Origin of the sequence: Nocardia sp. NPDC059240 (assembly GCF_042753865.1) — a bacterium.
Classification (GTDB): domain Bacteria; phylum Actinomycetota; class Actinomycetes; order Mycobacteriales; family Mycobacteriaceae; genus Nocardia.
The window spans coordinates 505,429-527,807 of record NZ_JBHZAC010000004.1 but is presented as its reverse complement, the minus strand read 5'-3'; the positions used below and the strand labels follow the sequence as shown (position 1 = coordinate 527,807).

Here is a 22,379-nt window from a genome sequence, read left to right as displayed (position 1 = left end):
TTACGGATATACCGAATGATCTGACGGGTACGGGTCCGCGGGCTCTTGCTGGGTGGTGCAGTGGATGCCACCACCGCCGGCGGCGATCCCGTCGATGCCGATCTGGGCGATGAAGCGGTCGGGAAACAGGCGTTGCAATGTCGCGTGTGCCGCGGAATCCGCTCGGGGATCACCGAATTCGGGGGCGATGACCGCGCCGTTGCAGACGTAGAAGTTGATGTAGCCTGCCGCGAAATCATCACAGTCGTACTGCGGGCGGACCTGTGCCGGTCCCTCGATCACCTCGACCTGCAAGGGGCGGCCCCTCGCGTCGGTGGCCGAACGCAGGATGTCGAGATGCGTGTGGGTGACCTCGTAGTCGAAGGAGTTGGGATCGGTGTCCAGTCCCGCGACCACGACACCGGGCCGCGCGAAGCGGGCGTAGAAGTCGGTGTGACCGTCGGTGATATCCATACCCTTGATGCCCGGCAGCCAGATGATCTTCTCGAGCCCGAGCAGATAGCGCAGCTCGTCCTCGACGTCCTTCTTCTTCCAGCCCGGGTTCCGATTGTTGTTGAGCACACAGCTTTCGGTGATGATGGCGGTGCCCTGACCGTCGACCTCGAGCGCGCCGCCCTCGAGCACCAATTCGGCCGGTAGCGACTCCACCGCCGCCGCACGGGTGACGAAGTCGGCCACCTTGCGATCCTGACGGGCCTTCTGCTTCCCGCCCCACCCGTTGAAATTGAAGTCGACCGCCGCCCGATTCTTGTCGCCGTGCACGAATACCGGCCCGATGTCGCGCATCCAGATGTCGTCGAGCGGCGCGGCGATCAGTTGGACGTTGGGGTGGGTGATGAGTCGGCGAGCCAGACCCATATCGTCCGGGCGCACCACCACCGACACGGGCTCGAACCCCGCGATGGTCTGCGCGATCCGCGCCAGATCATGCTGCACCTGCGGCAGCAGCCGCCTGCCCCACACCGCGTCGCTCGCGCCGAACGCCATCCAGGTCCGCCGATGCGGATCCCCCTCGTCGGGCATGGCCCACCGCCGCCCGTCATCCTCGAAGTCGCCGGAATCTCCCAGCAGCCCGCTGAGCGCGTCGCCTATCCGCCCGAATCGGCCGATGCCCATACCGCTCCCTTCTCCTGATGCAACGGTAGTGCTGACTGAAAATTCAGTCAAGGAGCTAGATCGCCAACAGGTTGCCGGGGCGTGGAACGGGTTGCTGTGGGCGGAGATGCGGGGAGCCCGCGGTACGGGCCTGCGGCCCGCGGGGGGATGTGTGCGCGAGGCGGGACTTGAACCCGCACGTCCTAGGACACCAGAACCTAAATCTGGCGCGTATGCCAATTTCGCCACTCGCGCTAACGGTACGACCGTCCAAACTTTACCGGGTCTAACCGGTAACGCGAAGCACCCGGGGGGTGTGGCGTACTGGTCGGTAACCCTAGCTGGGATTATAACGATTTGATAAACGGCAATGTGAGGGGGCCTCACATTTCCTTCACGGGTGTAACTCGGCTCACCAGGGGGTTCAAACATGAGGGAGGGTCATGTTTCGGGGCATTCTGGTACGGGCGTACGGAAATACCTTCGAGTAGGTAGTCCGGCGGTAACCAAACATGAGGAGATCCTCATGATTTTGTGGAATCCTCGGCGTCTACCAGGGCCTGCGGGCCGAGGGGATACCTGCGCACCGTGAGCGCGGCCCAGTCCTGTGGGGGCGGGCCGCCAGGAGAAGGAAGTCGAACGTCTTGACGATCAACGAGAGCACCGGGACCGGATCTAAGGCCAGGGCGGCGGGGAAGTCACGGGAGAACGGGGTCAGGTCTTCGCTGTTGGACCGGTTGCTGGGTGGCGCGCCGTACGCCCTCGCCTTCGGTGGACAGGGCGCGCAGTGGCTGCGTGAGCTCGAGGAGATCGGGCGCGATTCCGCTCTCGAGCCCGAGCTGACCGCACTGGTCAACGAGGCTGCGAAGACGCTGGAACCCGTTGCGTCCCAGCTGCTCGTGGTCCGGCCGGTCGGTTTCGACCCGATCGCCTGGATGCTGGAAGAAGAGATCGCCGACCCGGACCAGGGGGAGGTGTCGGGAGCGCCGTCAGCGCAGGTGTTGCGCTCCGCCGCCGTCTCCATGCCCGGTGTGTTCCTGACCCAGGTCGCCGCGCTGCGTGCGCTGCGCCTGCAGGGCCTCGACATCGTCGCGCACGCCCCCACCGCAGTCATCGGCCACTCGCAGGGCCGCATCGCCGCCACCGCCGCCGAGGCGCACGGCCGTCGCGATGCCGAACTGCTCGCCATCGCCCAGTTGATCGGCGCCGCAGCCGGTCTGGTCGCGCGTCGCCGCGGCCTTTTGCCGGTCGGTGAGAAGTCGCCCATGGTCGCTGTCTCCAATGTCGATCCCGAGGCGCTGGAAGCCGTTGTCGCCGAGGTCATGAACGGCGTCGCCCCGGAGAAGGCCGCCGTCCTCTCCATTCGCAACGGCCGCCGCCGCGCCGTGCTGAGCGGCCCGGTCGCCCAGCTCGACCGGGTGCGCCAGCGCGCCGCCGAGATCAATGCCGAGCAGGCCAAGGAACGCGACGCCAAGAAGCGCGGCGGTTCCGTCTTCGCTCCGGTCTTCGAGGACATCCCGGTCGAGGTGGCCTTCCACCACCCGGCACTGTCCGAGACCGTCGAGCTGGTCAAGGGCTGGGCCCAGCAGTGCGGCGTGGACGCCGAACTGGCCGCCGCTCTCACCCAGGAAGTACTCGTCGACCCGATCGACTGGGTCTCCATCGTCGACGACACCGTCACCGCGGGCGCGCAGTGGATCCTGGACCTCGGTCCCGGTGACCTGTTGTCCCGCCTCACCTCCGGCTCGCTCAAGGGCACCGGCGTCGGCGTGCTCGCCGCCTCCACCCGCCCGGGCCAGCGCAGCCTGTTCACCCCCGGCGCGGCCCCCGAGGTCGCCCCGGCGTGGAGTGAGTTCGCGCCCAAGCCGATTCGCCTGCCCAACGGCCGCATCGTGGTCGAGACCGCCTTCACCAAGCTGACCGGCCGGTCCCCGATCCTGCTGGCGGGCATGACCCCCACCACGGTCGACGCGAAAATCGTTGCCGCGGCGGCCAATGCGGGCCACTGGGCCGAGCTGGCCGGTGGCGGCCAGGTCACCGAGCAGATCTTCGCCGACCGCGTCGAGGAACTGAAGAGCCTGCTGCAGCCCGGTCGCGCGGTGCAGTTCAACTCGCTGTTCCTGGACCCGTACCTGTGGAAGCTGCAGCTGGGCGGCAAGCGCCTGGTGCAGAAGGCCCGCAGCGCCGGCGCCCCGCTGGACGGCGTCATCGTCACCGCCGGCATCCCGGAACTCGAAGAGGCCGTTGCCCTCATCGAGGAACTCGCCGAGGTCGGCATCACCCACGTGGCCTTCAAGCCCGGCACCGTCGCGCAGATCCGCTCGGTGCTGCGCATCGCCGACGCGGTCCCCGGCTACCCGGTCATCATGCACATCGAGGGCGGTAAGGCCGGTGGCCACCACTCCTGGGAAGACCTCGACGATCTGCTGCTCGAGACCTACGCCGAGCTGCGCGGCCGCGACAATGTGATCGTCTGCGTCGGCGGCGGCATCGGCACCCCCGAGCGCGCCACCGAATACCTGACCGGCGAATGGTCCACCCAGCACGGCTACCCGGTCATGCCGCTGGACGGCGTCCTGGTCGGCACCGCCGCCATGGCGACCCTGGAGGCCACCACGGCCCCCGAGGTCAAGCAGCTGCTGGTCGACACCCCCGGCACCCCCGACTGGGTCGGCGCGGGCACCGCCAACGGCGGAATGGCTTCCGGCCGTTCGCAGTTGGGCGCGGACATCCACGAGATCGACAATGCCGCCTCGCGCACCGGCCGCCTGCTCGACGAGGTCGCCGGTGACGCCGAGGCCGTGGCCGACCGTCGCGCCGAGATCATCGCGGCCCTCGACGGCACCGCCAAGCCGTACTTCGGCGACGTCGCCACCATGACCTACCTGGAGTGGCTGGAGCGCTACGTCGAGCTGGCCATCGGCCTCGACCGTCGCAAGGACTTCGACTGCGGCGGCGACTTCGCCGACGCCATCGCCGACGCCACCCGCTCGGTATGGCTGGACATCACCTGGCGTGACCGGTTCGCGGAGATGCTGCGCCGCACCGAATCCCGCCTCAACCCGGCCGACCGCGGCGAGATCGCCACACTGTTCGCCGACGACGCCGCGTTCGAGGCTCCGGTGCAGGCCATCTGCACCCTGAAGGAGCAGTACCCGGCCGTCGCCGAGGCCGTCCTGCACCCGGCCGACGTCCCGTTCTTCGTGAGCCTGTGCAAGACCCCCGGCAAGCCGGTCAACTTCGTCCCGGTCGTGGACCAGGACGTGCGCCGCTGGTGGCGTTCGGATTCCCTGTGGCAGGCCCATGATCCACGCTACAGCGCCGACCAGGTCTGCATCATCCCGGGCACCGTCGCCGTCGCGGGCATCACCCGCGTGGACGAGCCGGTCGGTGAACTGCTGGACCGCTTCGAGCAGAACACCGCCTTCGCCCTGGTGCGGGACGGTATCGTCCCGGCCGCCGTGGACGGCCGCCGCCGCGCCGAGGTCGCCAACGGCCTGCTCGACATCGTGCTCGCCGCACCGGATGTGAACTGGGCCGGCCGCACCACCGTCAACCCGATCCACCGCCTGGGCAACCTGGACGAGTGGGAGATGAACGGCAAGGGCGCCAAGCACCCGCGCACCGGCGCCACCCTCTCGGCCACCGAGGGCCCCGAATCCGATTCCGCCTACGTGGAATTGGCCGTCCCGCTGCTGGGCAAGGACGCCGTCAAGATCCGCCTGACCGTCCCGGTCTCCGTGTACAACGGTGGCGCGCCGGTCATTACCGAGGACGACGCCGAGGCCGCCATGAGCGCGCTGCTGGCCGTCGCCGCCGGGCAGTCGCTGCCCGAGGTCAAGACCGTCGACGGGGCGAAGGTCGCACACTTCAATGTGGCCTGGAACCCGGATCTGGTCGCCGACCACGCCGGCGTCACCGGCGCCGGACTGCCGGACACCCTCTCCACCATCGGCCGCACCGTCCCCGACGTGCTGGTCGGCGCCTGCTGGCCCGCCGTATTCGCGGTGCTGGGCGCGACCCGCACCGCCGAGGGCCAGTCCGTCATCGAGGGCATGCTGGATCTGGTTCACCTCGATCACCAGATCGAACTGAACGGCGAACTGCCTTCCGCCGCAAGCGTGCTCGCGGTCCGCGCCGAATCGGTCGAGACCCTCGACACCGATCTGGGTCGCGTGGTCGAGGTCCGCGTGCGGGTGGCGGGCATGCTCGATCGGCTGGAGACCGGCATGTCCATGCCGACCGTCGCCACCCTCACCGAGCGCTTCGCCATCCGTGGCCGCACCGGTGCCGGTGAGCTGGTCGACCCGCCGCGCGCCGCCGGTTCGCTCTCCGACGAGGCCACCGACACCCCGCGTCGCCGCCGCCGCGACGTGGCCCTGGTCGCCCCGCGCGCCATGGGCGCCTTCGCCCAGGTCTCGGGTGACTTCAACCCGATCCACACCTCCGAGAACGCCGCCAAGCTGGCCGGTCTGGGCAACCCGATCGTGCACGGCATGTGGCTCTCGGCCGCCGCGCAGCACGCGGTCTCGGCGATCGACCTCAACGACAAGGTCGCGCCGCGCACCATCACCGCCTGGACCACCCGCTTCCTGGGCATGGTCCGGCTGGGCTCGCCGGTCGACGTGCGCGTGGAACGCGTTGCGGTGGACCACGGTTCGGAGATCGTCGAGGTCTCCTGCCGCATCGAGGGCAACCTGGTGATGACCGCCACCGGCCGCATCGCGCCGCCGAAGACGGTCTACGCCTTCCCGGGTCAGGGCATTCAGGCCAAGGGGATGGGCCTGGAGGCGCGTACCCGCTCCAAGGCCGCCAAGGACATCTGGGACCGCGCCGACAAGCACACCCGGGAGGCCCTGGGCTTCTCGATTCTCGCCGTGGTGCGCGACAACCCGACCTACCTCAAGGCGCGCGGCGTCGAATACCGCCACCCGCAGGGCGTGCTGCACCTGACCCAGTTCACCCAGGTCGCCATGGCCACCCTCGGTGTCGCCCAGGTCGCGGAGCTGCGTGAGGCCGGTGCCTTCATCGAGGGCGCGATGCTCGCGGGCCACTCGGTCGGTGAGTACAACGCGCTGTCGGCCGCAGCGGGCGTGCTGCCGCTGAACGCGGTGCTGGAGGTCGTCTTCCAGCGCGGCTCGGCCATGCACGAGCTGGTGCCCCGGGATGCCCAGGGCCGCAGCGACTACCGCATGGCCGCCATCCGTCCCTCGCAGATCGGCATCGCCGACGACCAGGTCATCGACTGGGTCAAGGGCGTGGGCGATGCGGCCGGGGAGTTCCTCGAGGTCGTGAACCTGAACCTGCGTGGCGCGCAGTACGCCATCGCGGGCACCGTGAAGGGCATGGTCGCGCTCGAGGACGAGATCGAGCGCCTGCGCGCCGAGACCGGCGGCAAGCGCGCGTTCGTGCTCATCCCGGGCATCGACGTGCCGTTCCACTCCACCGTGCTGCGGGCCGGTGTGCCGGAGTTCCGTGGCAAGCTCCTCGACCTGCTGCCGCAGGACCTGGACCCGAGCCTGCTCATCGGCCGCTACATCCCGAACCTGGTGCCGCGCCTGTTCAACCTGGAACGCGACTACATCCAGGAGATCGCGGATCTGGTGCCGTCCGAGCCCCTCGCGGAGGTGCTCGCGAACTGGGACGAGTGGACCGCCAAGCAGGTCGAGCTGTGCCGCGTGGTCCTGGTCGAGCTGCTGGCCTGGCAGTTCGCCAGCCCGGTGCGCTGGATCGAGACCCAGGATCTGCTGTTCACCGATGTCGAGCACGGTGGCCTCGGTGTCGAGCGGTTCGTCGAAATCGGTTTGGCCGCAACGCCGACCGTCGCCAACCTGGCGTCCAACACGCTGAAGCTGCCGCAGTTCGGCAACGCGGTGGTCGAGGTCGTCAACATCGAGCGTGAGCGCGGCGTCGTCTACTCGACCGACACCGATCCCGCTCCGGTCGAAGAGCCGGAGGAGACCCCGGCCGAGACCGCAAGCGCCGCAGCGGCTCCCGCAGCCGCTGCCGCCCCGGCCCCCGTGGCCGTGCCGACCGGCGGCCCGATCGCCGACGACATCGCGTTCTCCGCCGCCGACGCCACCCGCGTGCTCATCGCGCTGTGGACCAAGCTGCGCATGGACCAGATCGGCCCGGTCGACACCATCGAAGGCCTGTGCGACGGCGTCTCCTCGCGCCGCAACCAGCTGCTCGTCGACCTCGGCGCGGAGCTCTCGCTCGGTGCCATCGACGGTGCCGCGGACGCCGACATGGGCGCGCTGTCCGGCACGGTCGAGCGTCTGGCCCGCACCTACAAGCCGTTCGGTTCGGTGCTGTCGGACTCGATCGGCGATCACCTGCGCAAGGTCTTCGGCCCCTCGGGCAAGCGTCCCGCCGCCATCGGCGAGCGCGTCAAGAAGGTCTGGGGTCTGGGCGACGGCTGGGCCAGCCATGTCACCGCCGAGGTTTCCCTCGGCACCCGTGAAGGCGCTTCCGTCCGCGGTGGCGACCTGGGTGGCCTTGTCTCCGGCGGGCTTTCGGACGCCGCGTCCGTGGATGCCGCCATCGACGCCGCCGTGCAGTCCGTGGCCGCGCGCCGCGGAGTCGCGGTCTCCATGCCGTCCGCCGGCGGCGGTGCCGGTGGTGCGACCGTCGACGCGGCCGCCCTCGGCGAGTTCACCGAGGCGATCACCGGCCGCGACGGCGTGCTGGCGCAGGCCGCCCGGGTGATCCTGGAATCCCTGGGCCACGCCGAGCAGGTGTCCGCGCCGGAGACCACCACCGACACCCTGGTGGACCTGGTCTCGGCCGAATTGGGTTCGGACTGGCCGCGACTCGTCGCGCCCGCCTTCGACGCCCGCAAGGCCCTGCTCATCGACGACCGCTGGGCCAGCGCCCGTGAGGATCTCGCCCGCCTGTGGTTCGGCAACGACGGCTCGCTGCCGGTCGAGCCCGAGGTGGACGGCTTCCGGGGTGCCGGTGCAGCCGTTGCCGCGCAGGCCGACTGGTGGCGCAACCGGGCCATGAAGGAAGCCCGCTCGGTGCTGGCCGGGGTCTACGGCGCGATCGCCGAGGCTGCCCTGTCGACCGAAGACGTCGGCGTCTGGTCCTCCGACATCGCCGTGATCACCGGTGCCAGCAAGGGTTCCATCGCGGCGGCGGCCACCGGCCGACTGCTCGCGGGCGGTGCCACCGTGGTGGTCACCACCTCCAAGCTGGACGACGACCGCGTGGGCTTCTACAAGCAGCTCTACCGCGACAACGCCCGCCACGGCGCCGCCCTCTGGGTGGTCCCGGCGAACATGGCGTCCTACACCGATATCGACGCGCTCATCGAGTGGGTCGGCAACGAGCAGGTCGACAATGCCGGTGGCGCAAAGGTTCTCGTCAAGGAGGCGATGACCCCCACGCTGCTGCTGCCCTTCGCCGCGCCCCGCGTGGCCGGTGACCTGGCCGACGCCGGCGCCCGCGCCGAAATGGAGATGCGGGTCCTGCTGTGGTCGGTGGAGCGCCTCATCGGCGGTCTGTCCAAGATCGGCGTCGACCACGACGTGGACGCGAAACTGCATGTGGTGCTGCCGGGTTCGCCCAACCGCGGCATGTTCGGCGGTGACGGCGCGTACGGCGAGTCCAAGGCCGCGCTGGATGCCATCGTCGCCAAGTGGCGTGCGGAGAAGTCCTGGTCGGAGCGGGTCACCCTGGTGCACGCGCTGATCGGCTGGGTGCGCGGCACCGGCCTCATGGGCGGTAACGACCCGCTGGTCGTGGCCGTCGAGAAGGCCGGCGTGCACACCTGGTCCACGCTGCAGATGGCCGACGAACTGCTCAAGTGGTGCACCTCGCGGGCCCGCATCGTGACCGCGGCCGGACCGCAGCAGATCGACCTGACCGGCGGTCTCGCCGGTGCCAAGCTGGATCTGCCGGAACTCGCGCGTCAGGCGCGGGAGCAGGCCGAGGCCGAGGCGGACGTCGAAGACGTTGACGGCGTCACCATTTCGGCTCTGCCCGCCCCGCCGACCCTGTCCTCCAAGCTGCCCACCCCCGAATGGGGCAGTGTCACCGCCGATCTCGACGACATGGTCGTCATCGTCGGCGCGGGCGAGCTCGGCCCTTACGGTTCGGCGCGTACCCGCTTCGAGATCGAGGTCTCCGATCAGCTCTCCGCCGCAGGCGTTTTGGAGCTGGCCTGGACCACCGGCCTGGTGACCTGGGAGAACGACCCCAAGCCGGGCTGGTACGACACCGAATCCGGTGAGTACGTCGACGAATCCGAGGTCGCCGACCGCTACCACGACACCGTGGTGGAGCGTTGCGGTGTGCGCCGCTACGGCGACGACGGTGCCATGATCGACAATGCCGCACCGCTTTTGACCTCGGTGTTCCTGGACAAGGACCTCAGCTTCGTGGTCAACAGCGAGGCCGAGGCGCGCTCGTTCTTCTCCGCCAACCCGGAGCAGACGGTCGTCACCCCGGTCGCGGGTACCAGCGACTGGGAGGTGACCCGTAAGGCGGGCACCGAGATTCGGGTGCCGCGCAAGGCCAAGCTCTCGCGCACCGTCGGCGGCCAGATCCCCACCGGCTGGGATCCCACCCGCTGGGGCATCTCCGCCGATATGGCGAGCTCCATCGACCGGGTGGCGCTGTGGAACATCGTCTGCACCGTGGACGCGTTCCTGAGCTCCGGCTTCAGCCCGGCCGAACTCATGAGCTGGGTGCACCCGGCCATGGTCGCCAACACGCAGGGCACCGGCATGGGCGGCATGTCGTCCATGCGCTCGCTCTACATCGACAACCTGCTCGGTGAGCCGCACGCCAACGACATCCTGCAGGAGGCGCTGCCCAACGTCGCTCTGGCGCACGTGGTTCAGAGCTACGTCGGCTCCTACGGCGGCATGATCCACCCGGTCGCCGCCTGCGCGACCGCGGCGGTCTCCGTCGAAGAGGGCGTGGACAAGATCAAGCTGGGCAAGGCCGATCTGGTCGTGGCCGGTGGTTACGACGATCTCGGTATCGAAGGCATCGTCGGCTTCGGCGACATGTCCGCCACCGCCGACTCGGCGGCCATGTCTGCCAAGGGCATCAGCGACCGCTACTTCTCCCGGGCCAACGATCGCCGCCGCGGCGGGTTCGTCGAATCCATGGGTGGCGGAACGGTATTGCTGGCCCGCGGCTCGGTCGCCCTGGAAATGGGTCTGCCGGTGCTGGGCGTCGTCGCCTTCGCACAGTCCTTCGCCGACGGCGTGCACACCTCCATCCCGGCCCCCGGCCTGGGTGCGCTGGGTGCCGGTCGCGGTGGCCCGGAGTCCAAGCTGGCCAAGGAACTCGCCAAGCTCGGCGTCAGCCCGGACGAGATCGCGGTGGTGTCCAAGCACGACACCTCCACCGCCGCAAACGATCCCAATGAGTCCGAGCTGCACGAACGCCTGGCCGACTCGATCGGCCGCTCGGCGGGCGCCCCGCTGTTCGTCGTTTCGCAGAAGACCCTCACCGGTCACGCGAAGGGCGGCGCGGCGGCCTTCCAGATGATCGGCCTGTGCCAGGTGCTCGAGTCCGGCGTCATCCCGCCCAACCGCAGCCTCGACTGCGTGGACGAGAAGATGCAGGCGTACCCGCACCTGGTGTGGCTGCGCGAGGCGCTGACCGTGGGAGATCGCTTCCCGCTCAAGGCCGGTCTGGTCACCTCGCTCGGCTTCGGCCACGTGTCCGGTCTGGTCGCCATCGTGCACCCGCAGGCGTTCGTCGAGGCCATCGCCGACGCCGACAAGCGGGAGTCCTACCAGCGCAAGGCGCAGGAGCGTCAGCTCGCCGGCCGTCAGCGCTTCGCCGAGGCCATGTGCGGCGGGGCCCCGCTGTACGAGCGGCCCGCCGACCGCCGCCTCGGCGGGGACGGCACCCCGGCCAAGAAGTCGCGTCAGCTCGAGGCCGACATGCTGCTCTCGCAGCAGGCACGCCTGGGCGCGGACGCGGTGTACGTCGCCGTGCCGAAAGGCCCGGCCTGCCAGTAGAGAACGGGCCTGCCGGTAACGAGTAGCTCCCCGGCAGGTCAGACACGGCGGGCTCGCGTCCCGCGCTCCTCACCGGGCGCGGGCGTGAGCCCGCCGTTCCCATGTGCGTGCCTACGGTGCCGTAGGTCCGCTGGTATGTTCGCAGCCAATTCGACTGCACTAACGAGGAATCTAGGAGTCCCGCAACGTGACGATCCTGGGTATCGGCCTGGACTTGGTCACCATTTCCGAGTTCGCCGAACAAATGGAACGCACCGGAACCACCATGCTCCGGGAAAGTTTCACCGCCGGAGAACGGCGCTATTGCCAAAGCAAGGGCACCGATCCGGCACGCAGCTACGCCATCCGCTGGGCGGCCAAGGAGGCGGTCATCAAGGCGTGGGCGACTTCTCGCTTCGCCCGCAGCCCGCAGATCGGCGACAATCCATACCCGCTCATCGAGGTCGTGAACGACGCCTGGGGACGCCCCAGCATCAAATTGCACGGCCTGGCAGCGGAATTCCTGCCCCGGGTGCGAGTTCACCTGTCGCTCACCCACGATGGCGATACGGCGGCGGCAATGGTCGTGCTGGAGGATCCGGGCGAACTAGCCGACCTGATCCGCGATTAATCCGGGTCGAAGGTGGTGCGCTGCCCGCCCGAGCGCGATTCCTTCTCCGCGATCAGCAGATACGCCACCATGAGGCGCTTGAGTTCGGCGACGGCGTCCTCATGGCTCAGGCCGTCCTGCACCGAGAAATTCAGCATCGAGTAGACGACGTGCACCAGCACCTGCGCCATCATGGTGCGGCGGCCGCGGGGGGTGCGCGGCATGAGCGGGCGCAGCATCTGCGAAACCGCTTCGGCGAACTCCTTTTCGTGGATCGCACCGGTCGCGCGCGTGGACGGCGTGGACTGCATGGCCAGCCACACCTCGCGCCGGGACGGGTCGGTCATCCACAGATCCGCCAGGTGATCGACCAGCTGCGTCATGTGCCGCAACCAGTCCATGGACGGGATCTCGCCGTGGAAGTCGGCCAGCTCCTGCGAAACCGCCACCAGGTCTTGGCGATTCAGCTCGCAGACGATGACATATTTGTTGGCGAAGAACTGATACAGGGTGCCGATCGGCACTTCCGCGCGGGCCGCCACCTCTTCACAGGTGAAGGATTCGAACCCGACCTCGACCAGCAATACCCGGGAGGCGTGCAGCAGGGCGTCGAACTTTCGTTTCGATCGTTCCTGCGTGGGACGGCGCCGGGGCATCAGCTCCTGGGGGTCGTCCTGCAACTCCAACGCAGGGTCCGGTCGTCGAGTCGACCTGGCTCCCGTGCGCGCTTCCACGCACAACAGCCTACGGGTAGCGACACGCGCATGACACGCTGCGGTACTTCGTGTGTCACCGATTCCGGCCCATCCACGCCGCCGTCGGCACCGAACGACCATTGCAGCTGCCTCCCAGCTGCGTCTCTGTGCTGAGGGCTGTGCATCTGTAGAGAAGCGGGTTCATTGTCGGCATGACCTTGGAAGGCTGATTGTGGTTTCTTCGAGTCTTGTTCGTTCCGCGGTGACCATCGGTGTAGCCACCGAGCGCGGCACCGTGCGCGCCGTGGCGCTCGCCGATGACGGCGACAAGCTGCCCGAACGGGTGGTGCTCGAGCGGGTCGTTCCGATCACCGGCGAGACGAAGGCCGATCTGGCCCTGGCGGTGGAAACGGCGATGGAGGACATCGCCGACAAGATCGGCGCGGATCGTCAGATCCTCGGCGCGGCCGTCGCTTACCGCGATGCCGCCGAGCGCCGGGCCATCGTGACCAAGCTGGCCGCCGGCCCCTGGCACGACGCCTCCCTGGTGTCGGCCAAGGCCACTCATCTCGCGGTCGCGCGCGCCATGACCTGGGTCGACGAGTTCGAGGACCTCGCCATCTGTGAGGTGGTGCCCGGCTTCCAGGCGTTCTCACTCATTTCACCAGATCGGGGCCGGGTGCTGGCCGCGGTGACCCTCGGCGGCAGCGCGGCCACCGAGGAAACCATGCGCACCGCCGTCACCGCCGCCTGGGATCAGTTCGACGCGGCCGGGGTGAAGCCGGACGCGGTGGTGCTGATCGGCTCGGCCGCAACCGAACCCGCGGTGGTGGCCGCGCTGGAATCGGGTTTCGGCGCGCCGGTCATCCCGTGCTCGGTGGCCACGGCCGCGCCCGCCATCGGCGCGGCGCTGACCGCGCTGCCGGAGGCGGAGTTCGCGGGGGAGGCGGCCGAGCGCATCGGCCGGGCCCGCGGCACCGCCGCCCTGTTCGCGGCTGCCAGCGTGCTGGCGGGTGGCCTGGTGGCGGGCGGAGTGTATGCGGCGGGCAGTGATTCGAAGAAGGTGCCGCAGCCGATTCTGATCGACTCCCGGGTGTCCGCGGACGCCCGCAATCCCGGGCCCGAGCATCCGGTCGGCGACGCGCCCGCCGCCCCCGCACCGGACTCCGGTTCGGCGGGTGCGGGTATGCCCGCCATGCCCGGCATGGTCACGCCCACCGACGCGGTCACGCCGAACACGGATCAGCAGCCCGCGCCGCCGCCCGGTGAAATGGTGACCATCGACCCGGCCACTCTCAACTGGGGCCCGCACTCCGACGGTCCGAAGGCCCACCCGCGACCGCTGATCAAGGCGCAGCCGGAGCCGGAGGTCGCCTCGAATCCGGAGTCGATCATCCCGGCCCCGACCCATGCGGTCGGTGCGCCCACCGAATCCGGCCTGTTCCCCGGCGAACTCGCGCCGCCCCCATTAGGCAGCCCCGAGTTCGCCGACTGGTGGGATGGCCACTGGCGCATGATGCTCCAGTGGGCCGCGCAGATGATGCCGAAGGTCTGACGACCGACACCTCTCACGCTGAACCCCGGCCCTAATGTGGCCGGGGTTCAGTGTTTTTCCGGTCAGACCGACAGGTCGCGGCGGAGTTTGGCGACGTGGCCGGTGGCCTTCACGTTGTACTGGGCGACCTCGACCTTGCCGGTCTCATCGATCAGGAAGGTGGATCGGATTACTCCGGTGACCTTCTTGCCGTACATCATCTTCTCGCCGAAGGCCCCGTAGGCGCCGAGGACTTCCTTGTCCGGGTCGGACAACAGGGGGAAGGTGAGCTGCTCGGTGTCGCGGAACTTGGCGAGCTTGGCGGGCTTGTCGGGGGAGATGCCGACCACCTCGATGCCCGCGCCCTCCAATTCGGCCAGGTTGTCGCGGAAATCGCAGGCCTGCTTGGTGCAGCCGGGGGTGCTGGCGGCCGGGTAGAAGTAGACGATCACTTTGCGCCCGCGATAGTCCGACAGCGAGACGTCCTTGCCGTCGGCGTCGGGGAGGGTGAAGGCGGGGGCGGCGTCGCCGGGACTGAGTCGGTGATTCTCGGTCATGCCGCCACGCTAGTCGATGCACCGGCAGGTCAGGACTCGCGTGTGAGTCCCGGAGCCCGGCACGGTATTGGCGATACACTCCTGTTCGGGTCCGCCTGCCGCGCGAACGAACCGGCGCGGGCGACCCCTGAGACGACGGTCGCCGCCGGTAGCGCGGCATTCAGACAGGAGTGTGACGTGGCGAGAGACACCGAGGCGATCGAGCGCGAGATCGAGGCCGCCCGCAACCGGCTCGCAAGCACCCTCGACGAACTCGCGGTCCGCGCCGACCCCCAGCGCCTGGCCGACAACGCCAAGCAGTCCGTGGTGGCCAAGCTGAACGAGCCGAAGATCAAGTACAGCTTGATCGGTGCGGGCGCCCTCATCGCGACCTTGGTCGTGGTGAAGATCTTCCGCCGCTGAGTGGGTTCTGACGCGCAACGCCATGCGGCCCGGTCCGAAAGGACCGGGCCGCATTGGCTTTTGTGGGTCTGGCTGTCCCGATCAGACGGTCGGGCAGGCCATGCCGGTGCCGTCGGGATCCAGGTGCGGGCTGTAGCCGGGCTGACCGCGGAAGAGGGGAGCGACACCGGCCGCGCGGGCCTGGTCGCAGTTCTCGTAGACGGGTCCGCCGGCCGAGCCGGTCTGCGACAGACCCGCCGAGCCGGTGGCGGCGGAGCCGGTGTCGATCGCGGAAGAACCGGTGCCCGAGGAACCGGTGGGGACGTCGGCGAAGGCGACGGCGGACTGGGCTGCGATGGTCGTCAAGCCCGCGACGCTGGCGGTGACGAGAAGCCGGCGAACGTTCATGTATTCCTCAATGTCGGCGCAATAGGGTGGTAGCTGGCCCGGTTCGGCGCGGAGGTGCCACCGCCGCCACGGGGTCGCGGCGCGGTGACCGGTCCGGGCTCGGCGTCGAGTTTTCTGGCGCAACGTTGCATTGTCAACCGGATGGGCTATCCATCCAGGTGGATTAGGGGATTTGCCCCGAACGCCGGAACCTCTTCTGCCGGAATATGTCTCATTCGTCCCATATGGAAACCTGCTGTCGCATTGATGATTTCCGCCAGAACTACGCAAATCGAACCGTCGCTACTGTACGTCAGCGCGCCGATCGGGGTCCGCCCCGATTCGCGGTGAGGTTCCTGTGGATCCTCATAGTGTCCATGTCAACTAACCGTCGATACTATGGAGCCTATGACGCGCTGGCTGAGCGATGCGGAACAGGTGACCTGGCAGTCCTACATTCGCATGCGGCAACGGCTGGACTCCGCCATCGCCGCCGGACTGGCCCAGGACGGGATGTCCTTCTCCGACTACGAGGTACTGGTCGCGCTGTCCGCGGCCGGAGGCCAATTGCGCGCCAAGGAATTGGGCGCGGAGATCTGCTGGGACAAGAGCCGCCTGTCCAAACACCTCACCCGGATGAGCGCGCGCGGCCTGATCGACCGCTGCCAAGCCGTCGAGGACGCGCGTGGCCGCGAGGTGCGACTCACCGACGCGGGCCGAGCGGCCCTCGACGCCGCCGCGCCCAACCACGTCGAGCTGGTGCGGCGACTGTTCATCGACGACATGACCCCCGCCGAGGCCGCGGCCCTGCGCTCGCTCGCGGGCCGGGTGGTCGCGGAGGTCGAGCGCACGGACGTCGAGGGCATCGGCTGAGGTTCACTCCTTCGGCTGCTCGAACTGCGCGCGCTTCCAATCTCCGAACGGTTCGTCGCGTTCGCGCACGGCCTCCCGGAAACCGGCGGTGGCCGAACGCAATTGGAAGGCGTACCCCTCGCGGGTGTGCCGGGAGATGCCGTCGAACACCGTGCTGATCATGCCGGAGTTCAGCACGCCCTGATTGAGCAGTGCGCTGTTGAGCGCCAGCTTCGCCATCACCAGCTGGTTGATCGGCACCCGCGAAATGCGTTCCAGCAGTTCCTCGGTGCGCGCGTCGAGCTCGTCGGCGGGCGGGGCCTCGATGGCCAGCCCCCACTCCTCGGCCTGCTTGCCGCTGAGGCTGTCGCCGGTGAACAGCAGCCGCTTGGCCCGCTGATCGCCGACCCGGTGCGCCCACATGCCCGCCGCCGGAATGCCCCAGGTGCGGGTGGGCGGGTAGCCGAAGCGCGCGTCATCGGCGCAGATGATCTGGTCGGCGTACAGCGCGATATCGGTGCCGCCCGCGATGGCGAACCCGTGCACCTTGGCCACCGTCGGCTTGTTGGCATGCAGCAGGCTGGAGAAACCGCGGTTGAAGCGCGACATCATGGCGTAGTCGACCATGGGATCCCAAGTGCCCCAGGGATTGTGGTTGCGAGCCTGCACGACCGGATCCAGCACGGTGCCTTCGGTCGGCTGCGCGCCTTCGGCCGGAGCGAAGCTGTTCTCGGCGAAGATCGACAGGTCGTATCCGCCGCAGAACCCCTTGCCGCGCCCACTCACCACGATGACGTGCACGCGCGGATCGAGGTCGGCGCGCTCGACGGCCGCCGCCAGTTCGATCGGGGTATCGGCGGTGATGGCATTGCCACGCTCGGGCCGATTGAAGGTGATGCGGGCGATGCGCCCGGTCACCTCGTAGGTCAGTGTGCGGCCGGTGTATTCGTCGACCGGCTCGGGGCGGCCCGCGAACAGCGAGTCGTCACCGCCGGTCAGATCGTCGCGCCAGGCGGCCGGGCGGGTGCCGGAGTGGTTCTCGTAGTCGGGGGACACTCAAGCAGTGAACTCCCGTTCATTTCTTGCTGTCAAGAGACCGGGTAGTACGCTCCGGGAGCGATTAGGGGAGGGAAAGAAATGAACGACGATGTGAAGTCCGGGGAAAACGGTTCGCGCGGACGGCGCTTCGCGCTGATCGGCACAGCGGCGGCACTGGTCGTGTTGCTCGCGGTCACGGTCATCGGCGCGGTGCTGATGAACAACGACCGTAATCGGGTCGCGAGCGAGCGGGATCGCGTCACCGCCGAACTCGCGCAGTCCAGAACCGAATTGGCACAGGCCAAGGACGACGTCACGCACGCCAGGGCACAGGCGCCGGACGACGAACGGCATGCCGAGCAGGTCGCGACGGATTACGCGGTCGGTGCGGCCACGGTCGACTATCGGGACTTCGACGCCTGGATGGTGCGCGAGAAGACGAACATCGCGCCGCAGCTGGCGGCGAAGCTCGACAAGTCCGCGCCGCAGCTGCGATCGCTGCTGGCGCCGTTGCAGTGGGTTTCGACCTCCACGCCGATCACCGCCAAGGTGATGAGCGCGTCGAACGGCGTCTACCAGGTCGATGTCTTCCTCAACGAGAGCACGACCAGCACGCAGAGCGCGACTCCGAACCAGACCACCGTGGTGTACAACATCACGGTCGATCGCGGCGCGGGCTGGCAGATCACCGACATCGGGGGCAACGGGATCGGTTCGTAGCCCCTACTCCCAGGGTTTGACCGGCGGTTTCACCCAGAGGATCTTCTCGTCGAGTTGCTCGCGGACGGCGGCGGGATGGGCCGGATGGCGGGCCGCCCACGCGTCCTTGTCGGTGAGCAGCCGGGCCACGACCTGCCAGGTCTCCTCGGTGCTCGGAGGATTCGTTTCGGCTGCCCGGGCCAGTTTGCGGCGTTGCGCGACGGGCATGGCGAGCAGTTCCTCGCCGGTGATGCCGCGCGCCCAGATGTACGCGGCCAAGCGCCGGGCTTTCTCTTCCCGGCTGCGGCTGGCGTGATCGGAATGCGCGTAGTCGGCCATGCTGTGCCCGACTTTACCGCCACGCGCTGCCCGACTTCACCGCCACGGGTTGCCCGACCCCGCCGCCACGCGTTGCCCGACCCCGCCCGCGTGCCGGGTTATGGTGACCGGGCAGTTGATGGCCGCTCCACCGACTGAAAGGCCCTGCCCAATTGAAGGGATCGCCGTGACCGCGCCGATCGTGCTCAGTTGCGTCACCATCGATTCGGCCGATCCGAGCCGGCTCGCCGAGTTCTACAGTGCCCTGCTGGATTGGCGGATCATGCACGCCGAGGACGAGTACGCGCTGATCACCGATGGGAAGTCGGTGCTGTGCTTCGGTTTCGTGCCCGGGCATACGGCCGCGCCGTGGCCGGACGATGCCGCCCACCCCAAGCGCGTGCACCTCGACATGAATGTCGCCGACATCGATCAGGCCACCGATCTCGCGGTCGCCCTGGGCGCGACCATTCCCGAGTTCCAGCCGGGCCTCAATCCGGATTGGGACAATCAGCTGCCGTGGGGTGTCGTGCTGGATCCGGAGGGGCACCCCATCTGCTTGAATCTGCGCGAGTAGCAGAGGTTTTGCCGCTACCGTGAGCGCATGCCGGATGCCGTGCGTATCGATGATCTGGTCATTTCCCGTGCCACGCCGTCGCAATGGGCCGCGGTCGTGGGGTGGGCCGCCGCCGAGGGCTGGAATCCCGGGGCGCGTGACGTCACCGCGTTCTTCACCCAGGATCCCGACGGGTTCCTACTCGGGCGGGTGAACGGCGAGCCCGCGACGGCGGTGTCGGTGGTCAACTACGGCAACGAATTCGCCTTTCTCGGTTTCTATCTCGTGCGCCCGGACCTGCGCGGGCGCGGCTTCGGACTGGCCACCTGGGCGGCCGGGCTGAAGCATGCGGGCGACCGCGTTGTCGGGCTCGACGGCGTGCCGGATCAGCAGGACAACTATCGGCGCAGTGGGTTCGAACTCGCCTATCGCAGTGCGCGATTCACCGGTGTGCCGCGTCTCCCGCTGCCTGACGACACCGTAATCGCGCTCTCCCCGGACGATTTCGCGGCACTGCTCGCCTACGACGCGGAATGCGTTCCGGCGGATCGGCCCGCCTTCCTCACCGCGTGGCTGACCGAGCCGGGGCATCGCACCTTCGCCCGGATCGTCGACGGCGCGGTGACCGGTTACGCCACCCTGCGTCCGGCTCGGGAGTCGCTGCGGGTGGGCCCGCTGTTCGCCGACACTCCGCACGACGCGCGCCAACTGTTCGCGGCGCTCGCTGCGCACGCGGCCGGAATACCGCTGACGATCGATGTCCCGCTCGACAACGCGCCCGCGGTGCGGTTGATGACCGAGGCCGGGTTGCGGCCCAGCTTCGAGACCGCCCGCATGTACACCGGGCCGGTGCGCCCGTTCCGCCGGGAACGCGTGTTCGGGGTGACGACTCTCGAACTCGGCTGAGCGGTAACCGAATTCACCAGGCCGACGGTCGTACCCGTCCGGGTACGACCACCTGGGTGAGTGCGTTCCGGAGATGCACCGTCGTCTCCGCGCCGAGCGTCGCCGCCCAGTGGTCGGTGAACCGGGCCAGCGCGGCATCGGCCGCGCGCGTGCATGCCCAGCCGCGCTCGGTGAGCGTGACGATCTTGGCGCGGGCGTCGCTCGGGTGCGGATTGCGCTGGGCGTAGCCCTTTTTCACCAGCTCCTCGACCAGTTGGCTGGCGGCCTGTTTGGTCACGCCCAGATGCTCGGCGATCTCGCCGACGGTCGCGCCGTCGGGTGCCATGCGCACGAAGGCGAAGCCGTGGCTGGGCCGGATGTCGGTGAATCCGGCGGCCACGGTGGCGTTGTGGACGGCGTCGGTCACCTGCGCGGCGGCCGCGAGCAGCAGCAGTGGCAGGTCCTGTGCGTATCCGGGCATGCCTGGAATCTTGGCACTTGACAAGAAAGTCAACAAGCTTGACCATATAGTCAATCTGCTTGACTAAAGGAGAAGGCAATGCCCGTCATCCACGCCACCGACGCCGAATCCCACGAAATGCACGGCTCCCGCTTCACCCCGCTGATCCGCCCGAGTATGGGCAGCAGCGAACTGTGCCTGTGGCGACTGGAGATCGCACCCGGCACCGAAGGCGTCGCGCACCGCATCCACCGCGAGGAGGCGTTCGTCGTCCTGTCCGGCGGCATCACCATCACTATCGAGGGCAAGTCCGCGCAGTTGTCCGCCGGTGACGCGGCGGTGGCCCCGGCGGAATCCGTCATCCGCCTGGACAATCCGGCCGCCGTCGCGGCCGAGGTGCTCGTCAACGCGCCCGTCGGTTTCACCGGCGAACTCCTCGACGGCACCGTCGTCAACCCGCCCTGGGTGAACTGACCGCACCTCGCTCCACTGACCGGTACCTGCGCCTACCCTCACCGTTCTGACACGTGTTCTAATCTTGGTGATCATCAATCGGTAGGGGAGGCAGCATGGTCGCGTTCTTCACCCAGGAGAACGGCCGCTACATCGCGGGTCAGATGGCGGTCAGCGCGTGGTCGGACAGGCAGTTGGCGGGTACCGCCGTGTGCGGCCTGCTGGCCCACGAGCTCGAAACCCACAGCCCGGGACCGGACTTCACGCCCGCTCGCTTCGCTGTCGATCTGTTCAGTCCGGTCCGCAACGAGCCGCTGGAGCTGCGCAGCTCGATCGTGCGCGACGGCCGGCGCATCCGCGTCGTCGACGCGACCATCGTCCAGGGTGACCAGGTGCGCGCCCGCGCCACCGTGCACTACCTCGCCCTCGCCGACGAGCCGCCGGGGGAAGTCTGGCAACCGTCCCACGACCTGCCTGTCCCCGCGACCCCGCTCGACGGACCCTTCGGCAACCCGCCCCTGTTCAAATCCGGCGACCTGGACTGGACCCACGACTTCGCCTCGGGCGTGAATTCCCTCCGCAAGGCTGCCTGGAACAACGTCCCGGCCGTGGTGGAGGGTCTTCCGATCACCGCCTTCGAGCGGGCCGCTTTCGTCGCCGACACCGCGAACCTGGTGTGCAACTGGGGAACCGGCGGCGTCGGCTATATCAACACCGACGTCTCCCTCACCCTGTCCCGCCTCCCCGAGGGCCGCGAACTCGGCCTCTTCGCGCAAGATCACATGTCCGCCAACGGCATCTCCACCGCGACCGCGACCATGTACGACCGCACCGGACCGCTCGGCACCGTCACCGTCACGGCTCTGTCCAACGCGATGCGCCGAGTCGACATGGCCGAATTCGCGGCCTCCCGCTCCTTTGCACAGGAAAGATAACGATTCGGCAACTTGCCCTACTGGCCGGTAGGCCGTCTCGTACCGTCGGTGGCTACTCGCCCGAGCCCCACCTACGAGGACGTCTATCGTGAAACTGAAGCATTGCCTGTCCACTATTGCGATCGTGGCCGCCGGATCACTGGTGGGGATTGCCCCCGCCCATGCTGACGGCGGTAAGTATGTGGCGCTGGGGGATTCGTACGCGGCGGGGGTCGGGATCTCCAATATTCTCGACAAGACCTGCTCGCGGTCGGATCGCAACTATGCCCACCTGTTCGCGGCGGCACGCGGTTACAGCCTCACCGACGTCACCTGCGGGGGCGCGACCACCGATTCGGTGACCAGCACCCAGCTCTCCGCGGTCACCTCCGACACCAACCTGGTCACCCTCGGCGTCGGCGGCAATGACATCGGCTTCACCGATATCGTGCGCAGCTGCGTGGAAGCGGGCACCCTCGGTACCGGTTCGGGGACGGGCAGTGCGGTACTCCAGACCCTCGGTACCGGAAGCACCAGTGGCAGTGCCGAATTGCTGCTCGGCTGCAAGAACAAGTACGACGCGTCCATGCCGGGCCGCCTGTCCGATGCCTCGGCCAAGGTCGCGAAACTGGTCTCCGACATCAAGTCCCGCGCACCCCAGGCCCGCGTCGTCCTGGTCGGCTACCCGCACATCCTCCCCGACAACGCCGCCCTGTGCGCCGGCCGCCAACCGGTTCTCCCCGCCGACGTCGACTGGGCCCGCGACACCGTCATCGGCGGCCTCAACACCATGCTGAAGTCCCAAACCGGCATCGAATACTTCAGCACCTACGAGATCTACAACGGCCACGACGTCTGCGAGGCCATCCCGGACCGCTGGGTCAACGGCACCTCCGTCGACAACGGCGAAGGCGCCCAATTCCATCCGAACCAGTACGGCCACGCCGCCACCGCCCAGAGGATGGCCGCCACCCTCTGAGGTC

The 22,379-nt window shown here is 68.5% G+C and carries 18 protein-coding genes and 1 tRNA gene; 11 read left to right on the top strand and 8 right to left on the bottom strand.

Annotated features, from left to right (window positions below):
- Both ACFXHA_RS17165 and ACFXHA_RS17160 read right to left on the bottom strand, forming a co-directional pair.
- Nucleotides 1–1,116 (bottom strand): agmatine/peptidylarginine deiminase, encoded by a 1,116-nt coding sequence (locus ACFXHA_RS17165; RefSeq protein ID WP_379357649.1) that lies wholly within the window; start codon nucleotides 1,114–1,116, stop codon nucleotides 1–3.
- Between the two features lie 152 nt (nucleotides 1,117–1,268).
- Nucleotides 1,269–1,350 (bottom strand) — tRNA-Leu (locus ACFXHA_RS17160).
- A gap of 389 nt (nucleotides 1,351–1,739) precedes the next feature.
- On the opposite strand from ACFXHA_RS17160, the gene ACFXHA_RS17155 reads away from it, so the two are divergent.
- Together ACFXHA_RS17155 and ACFXHA_RS17150 are read left to right on the top strand one after the other, a co-directional pair.
- Nucleotides 1,740–11,078 (top strand): fatty acid synthase subunit beta domain-containing protein, encoded by a 9,339-nt coding sequence (locus tag ACFXHA_RS17155; RefSeq protein WP_379357647.1) that lies wholly within the window; start codon nucleotides 1,740–1,742, stop codon nucleotides 11,076–11,078.
- Nucleotides 11,079–11,265: 187 nt separating this feature from the next.
- Entirely contained in the window at nucleotides 11,266–11,688 is a 423-nt protein-coding gene (locus ACFXHA_RS17150; RefSeq protein WP_379357645.1) for a holo-ACP synthase, read from the top strand.
- Here the strand turns inward: ACFXHA_RS17150 and ACFXHA_RS17145 are convergent.
- Entirely contained in the window at nucleotides 11,685–12,323 is a 639-nt protein-coding gene (locus tag ACFXHA_RS17145) for a TetR family transcriptional regulator (protein ID WP_379358314.1), read from the bottom strand. The genes ACFXHA_RS17150 and ACFXHA_RS17145 overlap by 4 nt on opposite strands.
- Nucleotides 12,324–12,624: 301 nt before the next feature.
- Here ACFXHA_RS17145 and ACFXHA_RS17140 point away from each other — a divergent pair, with 301 nt between their 5' ends.
- Entirely contained in the window at nucleotides 12,625–13,917 is a 1,293-nt protein-coding gene (locus ACFXHA_RS17140; protein WP_379357644.1) for a hypothetical protein, read from the top strand.
- A gap of 62 nt (nucleotides 13,918–13,979) precedes the next feature.
- On the opposite strand, the gene bcp is transcribed toward ACFXHA_RS17140, so the two are convergent.
- The gene (bcp, locus tag ACFXHA_RS17135) at nucleotides 13,980–14,453 is read right to left on the bottom strand and encodes a thioredoxin-dependent thiol peroxidase (RefSeq protein ID WP_379357642.1); all 474 of its coding nucleotides are present in this window, start codon (nucleotides 14,451–14,453) and stop codon (nucleotides 13,980–13,982) included.
- 177 nt (nucleotides 14,454–14,630) lie between these two features.
- Here bcp and ACFXHA_RS17130 point away from each other — a divergent pair, with 177 nt between their 5' ends.
- Nucleotides 14,631–14,855 carry a DUF3618 domain-containing protein gene (locus ACFXHA_RS17130; protein WP_379357640.1) on the top strand — a complete coding sequence of 75 codons (225 nt, stop codon included), beginning with the start codon at nucleotides 14,631–14,633 and terminating at the stop codon, nucleotides 14,853–14,855.
- Nucleotides 14,856–14,936: 81 nt separating this feature from the next.
- Here the strand turns inward: ACFXHA_RS17130 and ACFXHA_RS17125 are convergent, their stop codons facing one another.
- Nucleotides 14,937–15,200, bottom strand: coding sequence for an excalibur calcium-binding domain-containing protein (locus tag ACFXHA_RS17125; RefSeq protein WP_379357638.1), 264 nt, complete (start codon nucleotides 15,198–15,200; stop codon nucleotides 14,937–14,939).
- Nucleotides 15,201–15,629: 429 nt separating this feature from the next.
- Between ACFXHA_RS17125 and ACFXHA_RS17120 the strand changes: the two genes are divergently transcribed.
- A complete protein-coding gene (locus ACFXHA_RS17120; protein WP_379357636.1) occupies nucleotides 15,630–16,094 on the top strand; it encodes a MarR family winged helix-turn-helix transcriptional regulator in 465 nt (154 codons plus the stop codon).
- A gap of 3 nt (nucleotides 16,095–16,097) precedes the next feature.
- Here ACFXHA_RS17120 and ACFXHA_RS17115 read toward each other — a convergent pair whose 3' ends face one another.
- Nucleotides 16,098–17,129, bottom strand: coding sequence for a crotonase/enoyl-CoA hydratase family protein (locus ACFXHA_RS17115; protein ID WP_379357634.1), 1,032 nt, complete (start codon nucleotides 17,127–17,129; stop codon nucleotides 16,098–16,100).
- 81 nt (nucleotides 17,130–17,210) lie between these two features.
- Here ACFXHA_RS17115 and ACFXHA_RS17110 point away from each other — a divergent pair, with 81 nt between their 5' ends.
- Nucleotides 17,211–17,831: a hypothetical protein gene (locus ACFXHA_RS17110; protein WP_379357632.1), complete on the top strand. Its 621-nt coding sequence runs from the start codon at nucleotides 17,211–17,213 to the stop codon at nucleotides 17,829–17,831.
- Nucleotides 17,832–17,834: 3 nt separating this feature from the next.
- Here ACFXHA_RS17110 and ACFXHA_RS17105 read toward each other — a convergent pair whose 3' ends face one another.
- Complete coding sequence (locus ACFXHA_RS17105; RefSeq protein ID WP_379357630.1) at nucleotides 17,835–18,149, bottom strand: hypothetical protein; 315 nt, start codon at nucleotides 18,147–18,149, stop codon at nucleotides 17,835–17,837.
- Nucleotides 18,150–18,315: 166 nt separating this feature from the next.
- Here ACFXHA_RS17105 and ACFXHA_RS17100 point away from each other — a divergent pair, with 166 nt between their 5' ends.
- Together ACFXHA_RS17100 and ACFXHA_RS17095 are read left to right on the top strand one after the other, a co-directional pair.
- Nucleotides 18,316–18,705: a VOC family protein gene (locus tag ACFXHA_RS17100; protein WP_379357628.1), complete on the top strand. Its 390-nt coding sequence runs from the start codon at nucleotides 18,316–18,318 to the stop codon at nucleotides 18,703–18,705.
- Nucleotides 18,706–18,732: 27 nt separating this feature from the next.
- Nucleotides 18,733–19,590: a GNAT family N-acetyltransferase gene (locus tag ACFXHA_RS17095; protein WP_379357626.1), complete on the top strand. Its 858-nt coding sequence runs from the start codon at nucleotides 18,733–18,735 to the stop codon at nucleotides 19,588–19,590.
- A gap of 13 nt (nucleotides 19,591–19,603) precedes the next feature.
- Here ACFXHA_RS17095 and ACFXHA_RS17090 read toward each other — a convergent pair whose 3' ends face one another.
- Nucleotides 19,604–20,050 (bottom strand): MarR family winged helix-turn-helix transcriptional regulator, encoded by a 447-nt coding sequence (locus ACFXHA_RS17090; protein ID WP_379357624.1) that lies wholly within the window; start codon nucleotides 20,048–20,050, stop codon nucleotides 19,604–19,606.
- Nucleotides 20,051–20,128: 78 nt separating this feature from the next.
- On the opposite strand from ACFXHA_RS17090, the gene ACFXHA_RS17085 reads away from it, so the two are divergent.
- The 3 genes from ACFXHA_RS17085 to ACFXHA_RS17075 all read left to right on the top strand — a co-directional run bounded on the left by ACFXHA_RS17085 (nucleotide 20,129) and on the right by ACFXHA_RS17075 (nucleotide 22,375).
- Nucleotides 20,129–20,503, top strand: a complete 375-nt coding sequence (locus ACFXHA_RS17085; protein WP_379357622.1) for a cupin domain-containing protein — start codon at nucleotides 20,129–20,131, stop codon at nucleotides 20,501–20,503.
- 95 nt (nucleotides 20,504–20,598) lie between these two features.
- Nucleotides 20,599–21,417, top strand: a complete 819-nt coding sequence (locus tag ACFXHA_RS17080; RefSeq protein ID WP_379357620.1) for an acyl-CoA thioesterase domain-containing protein — start codon at nucleotides 20,599–20,601, stop codon at nucleotides 21,415–21,417.
- Nucleotides 21,418–21,505: 88 nt separating this feature from the next.
- Nucleotides 21,506–22,375 carry an SGNH/GDSL hydrolase family protein gene (locus tag ACFXHA_RS17075; RefSeq protein WP_379357618.1) on the top strand — a complete coding sequence of 290 codons (870 nt, stop codon included), beginning with the start codon at nucleotides 21,506–21,508 and terminating at the stop codon, nucleotides 22,373–22,375.
- The last annotated feature ends 4 nt before the right edge of the window (nucleotides 22,376–22,379 follow it).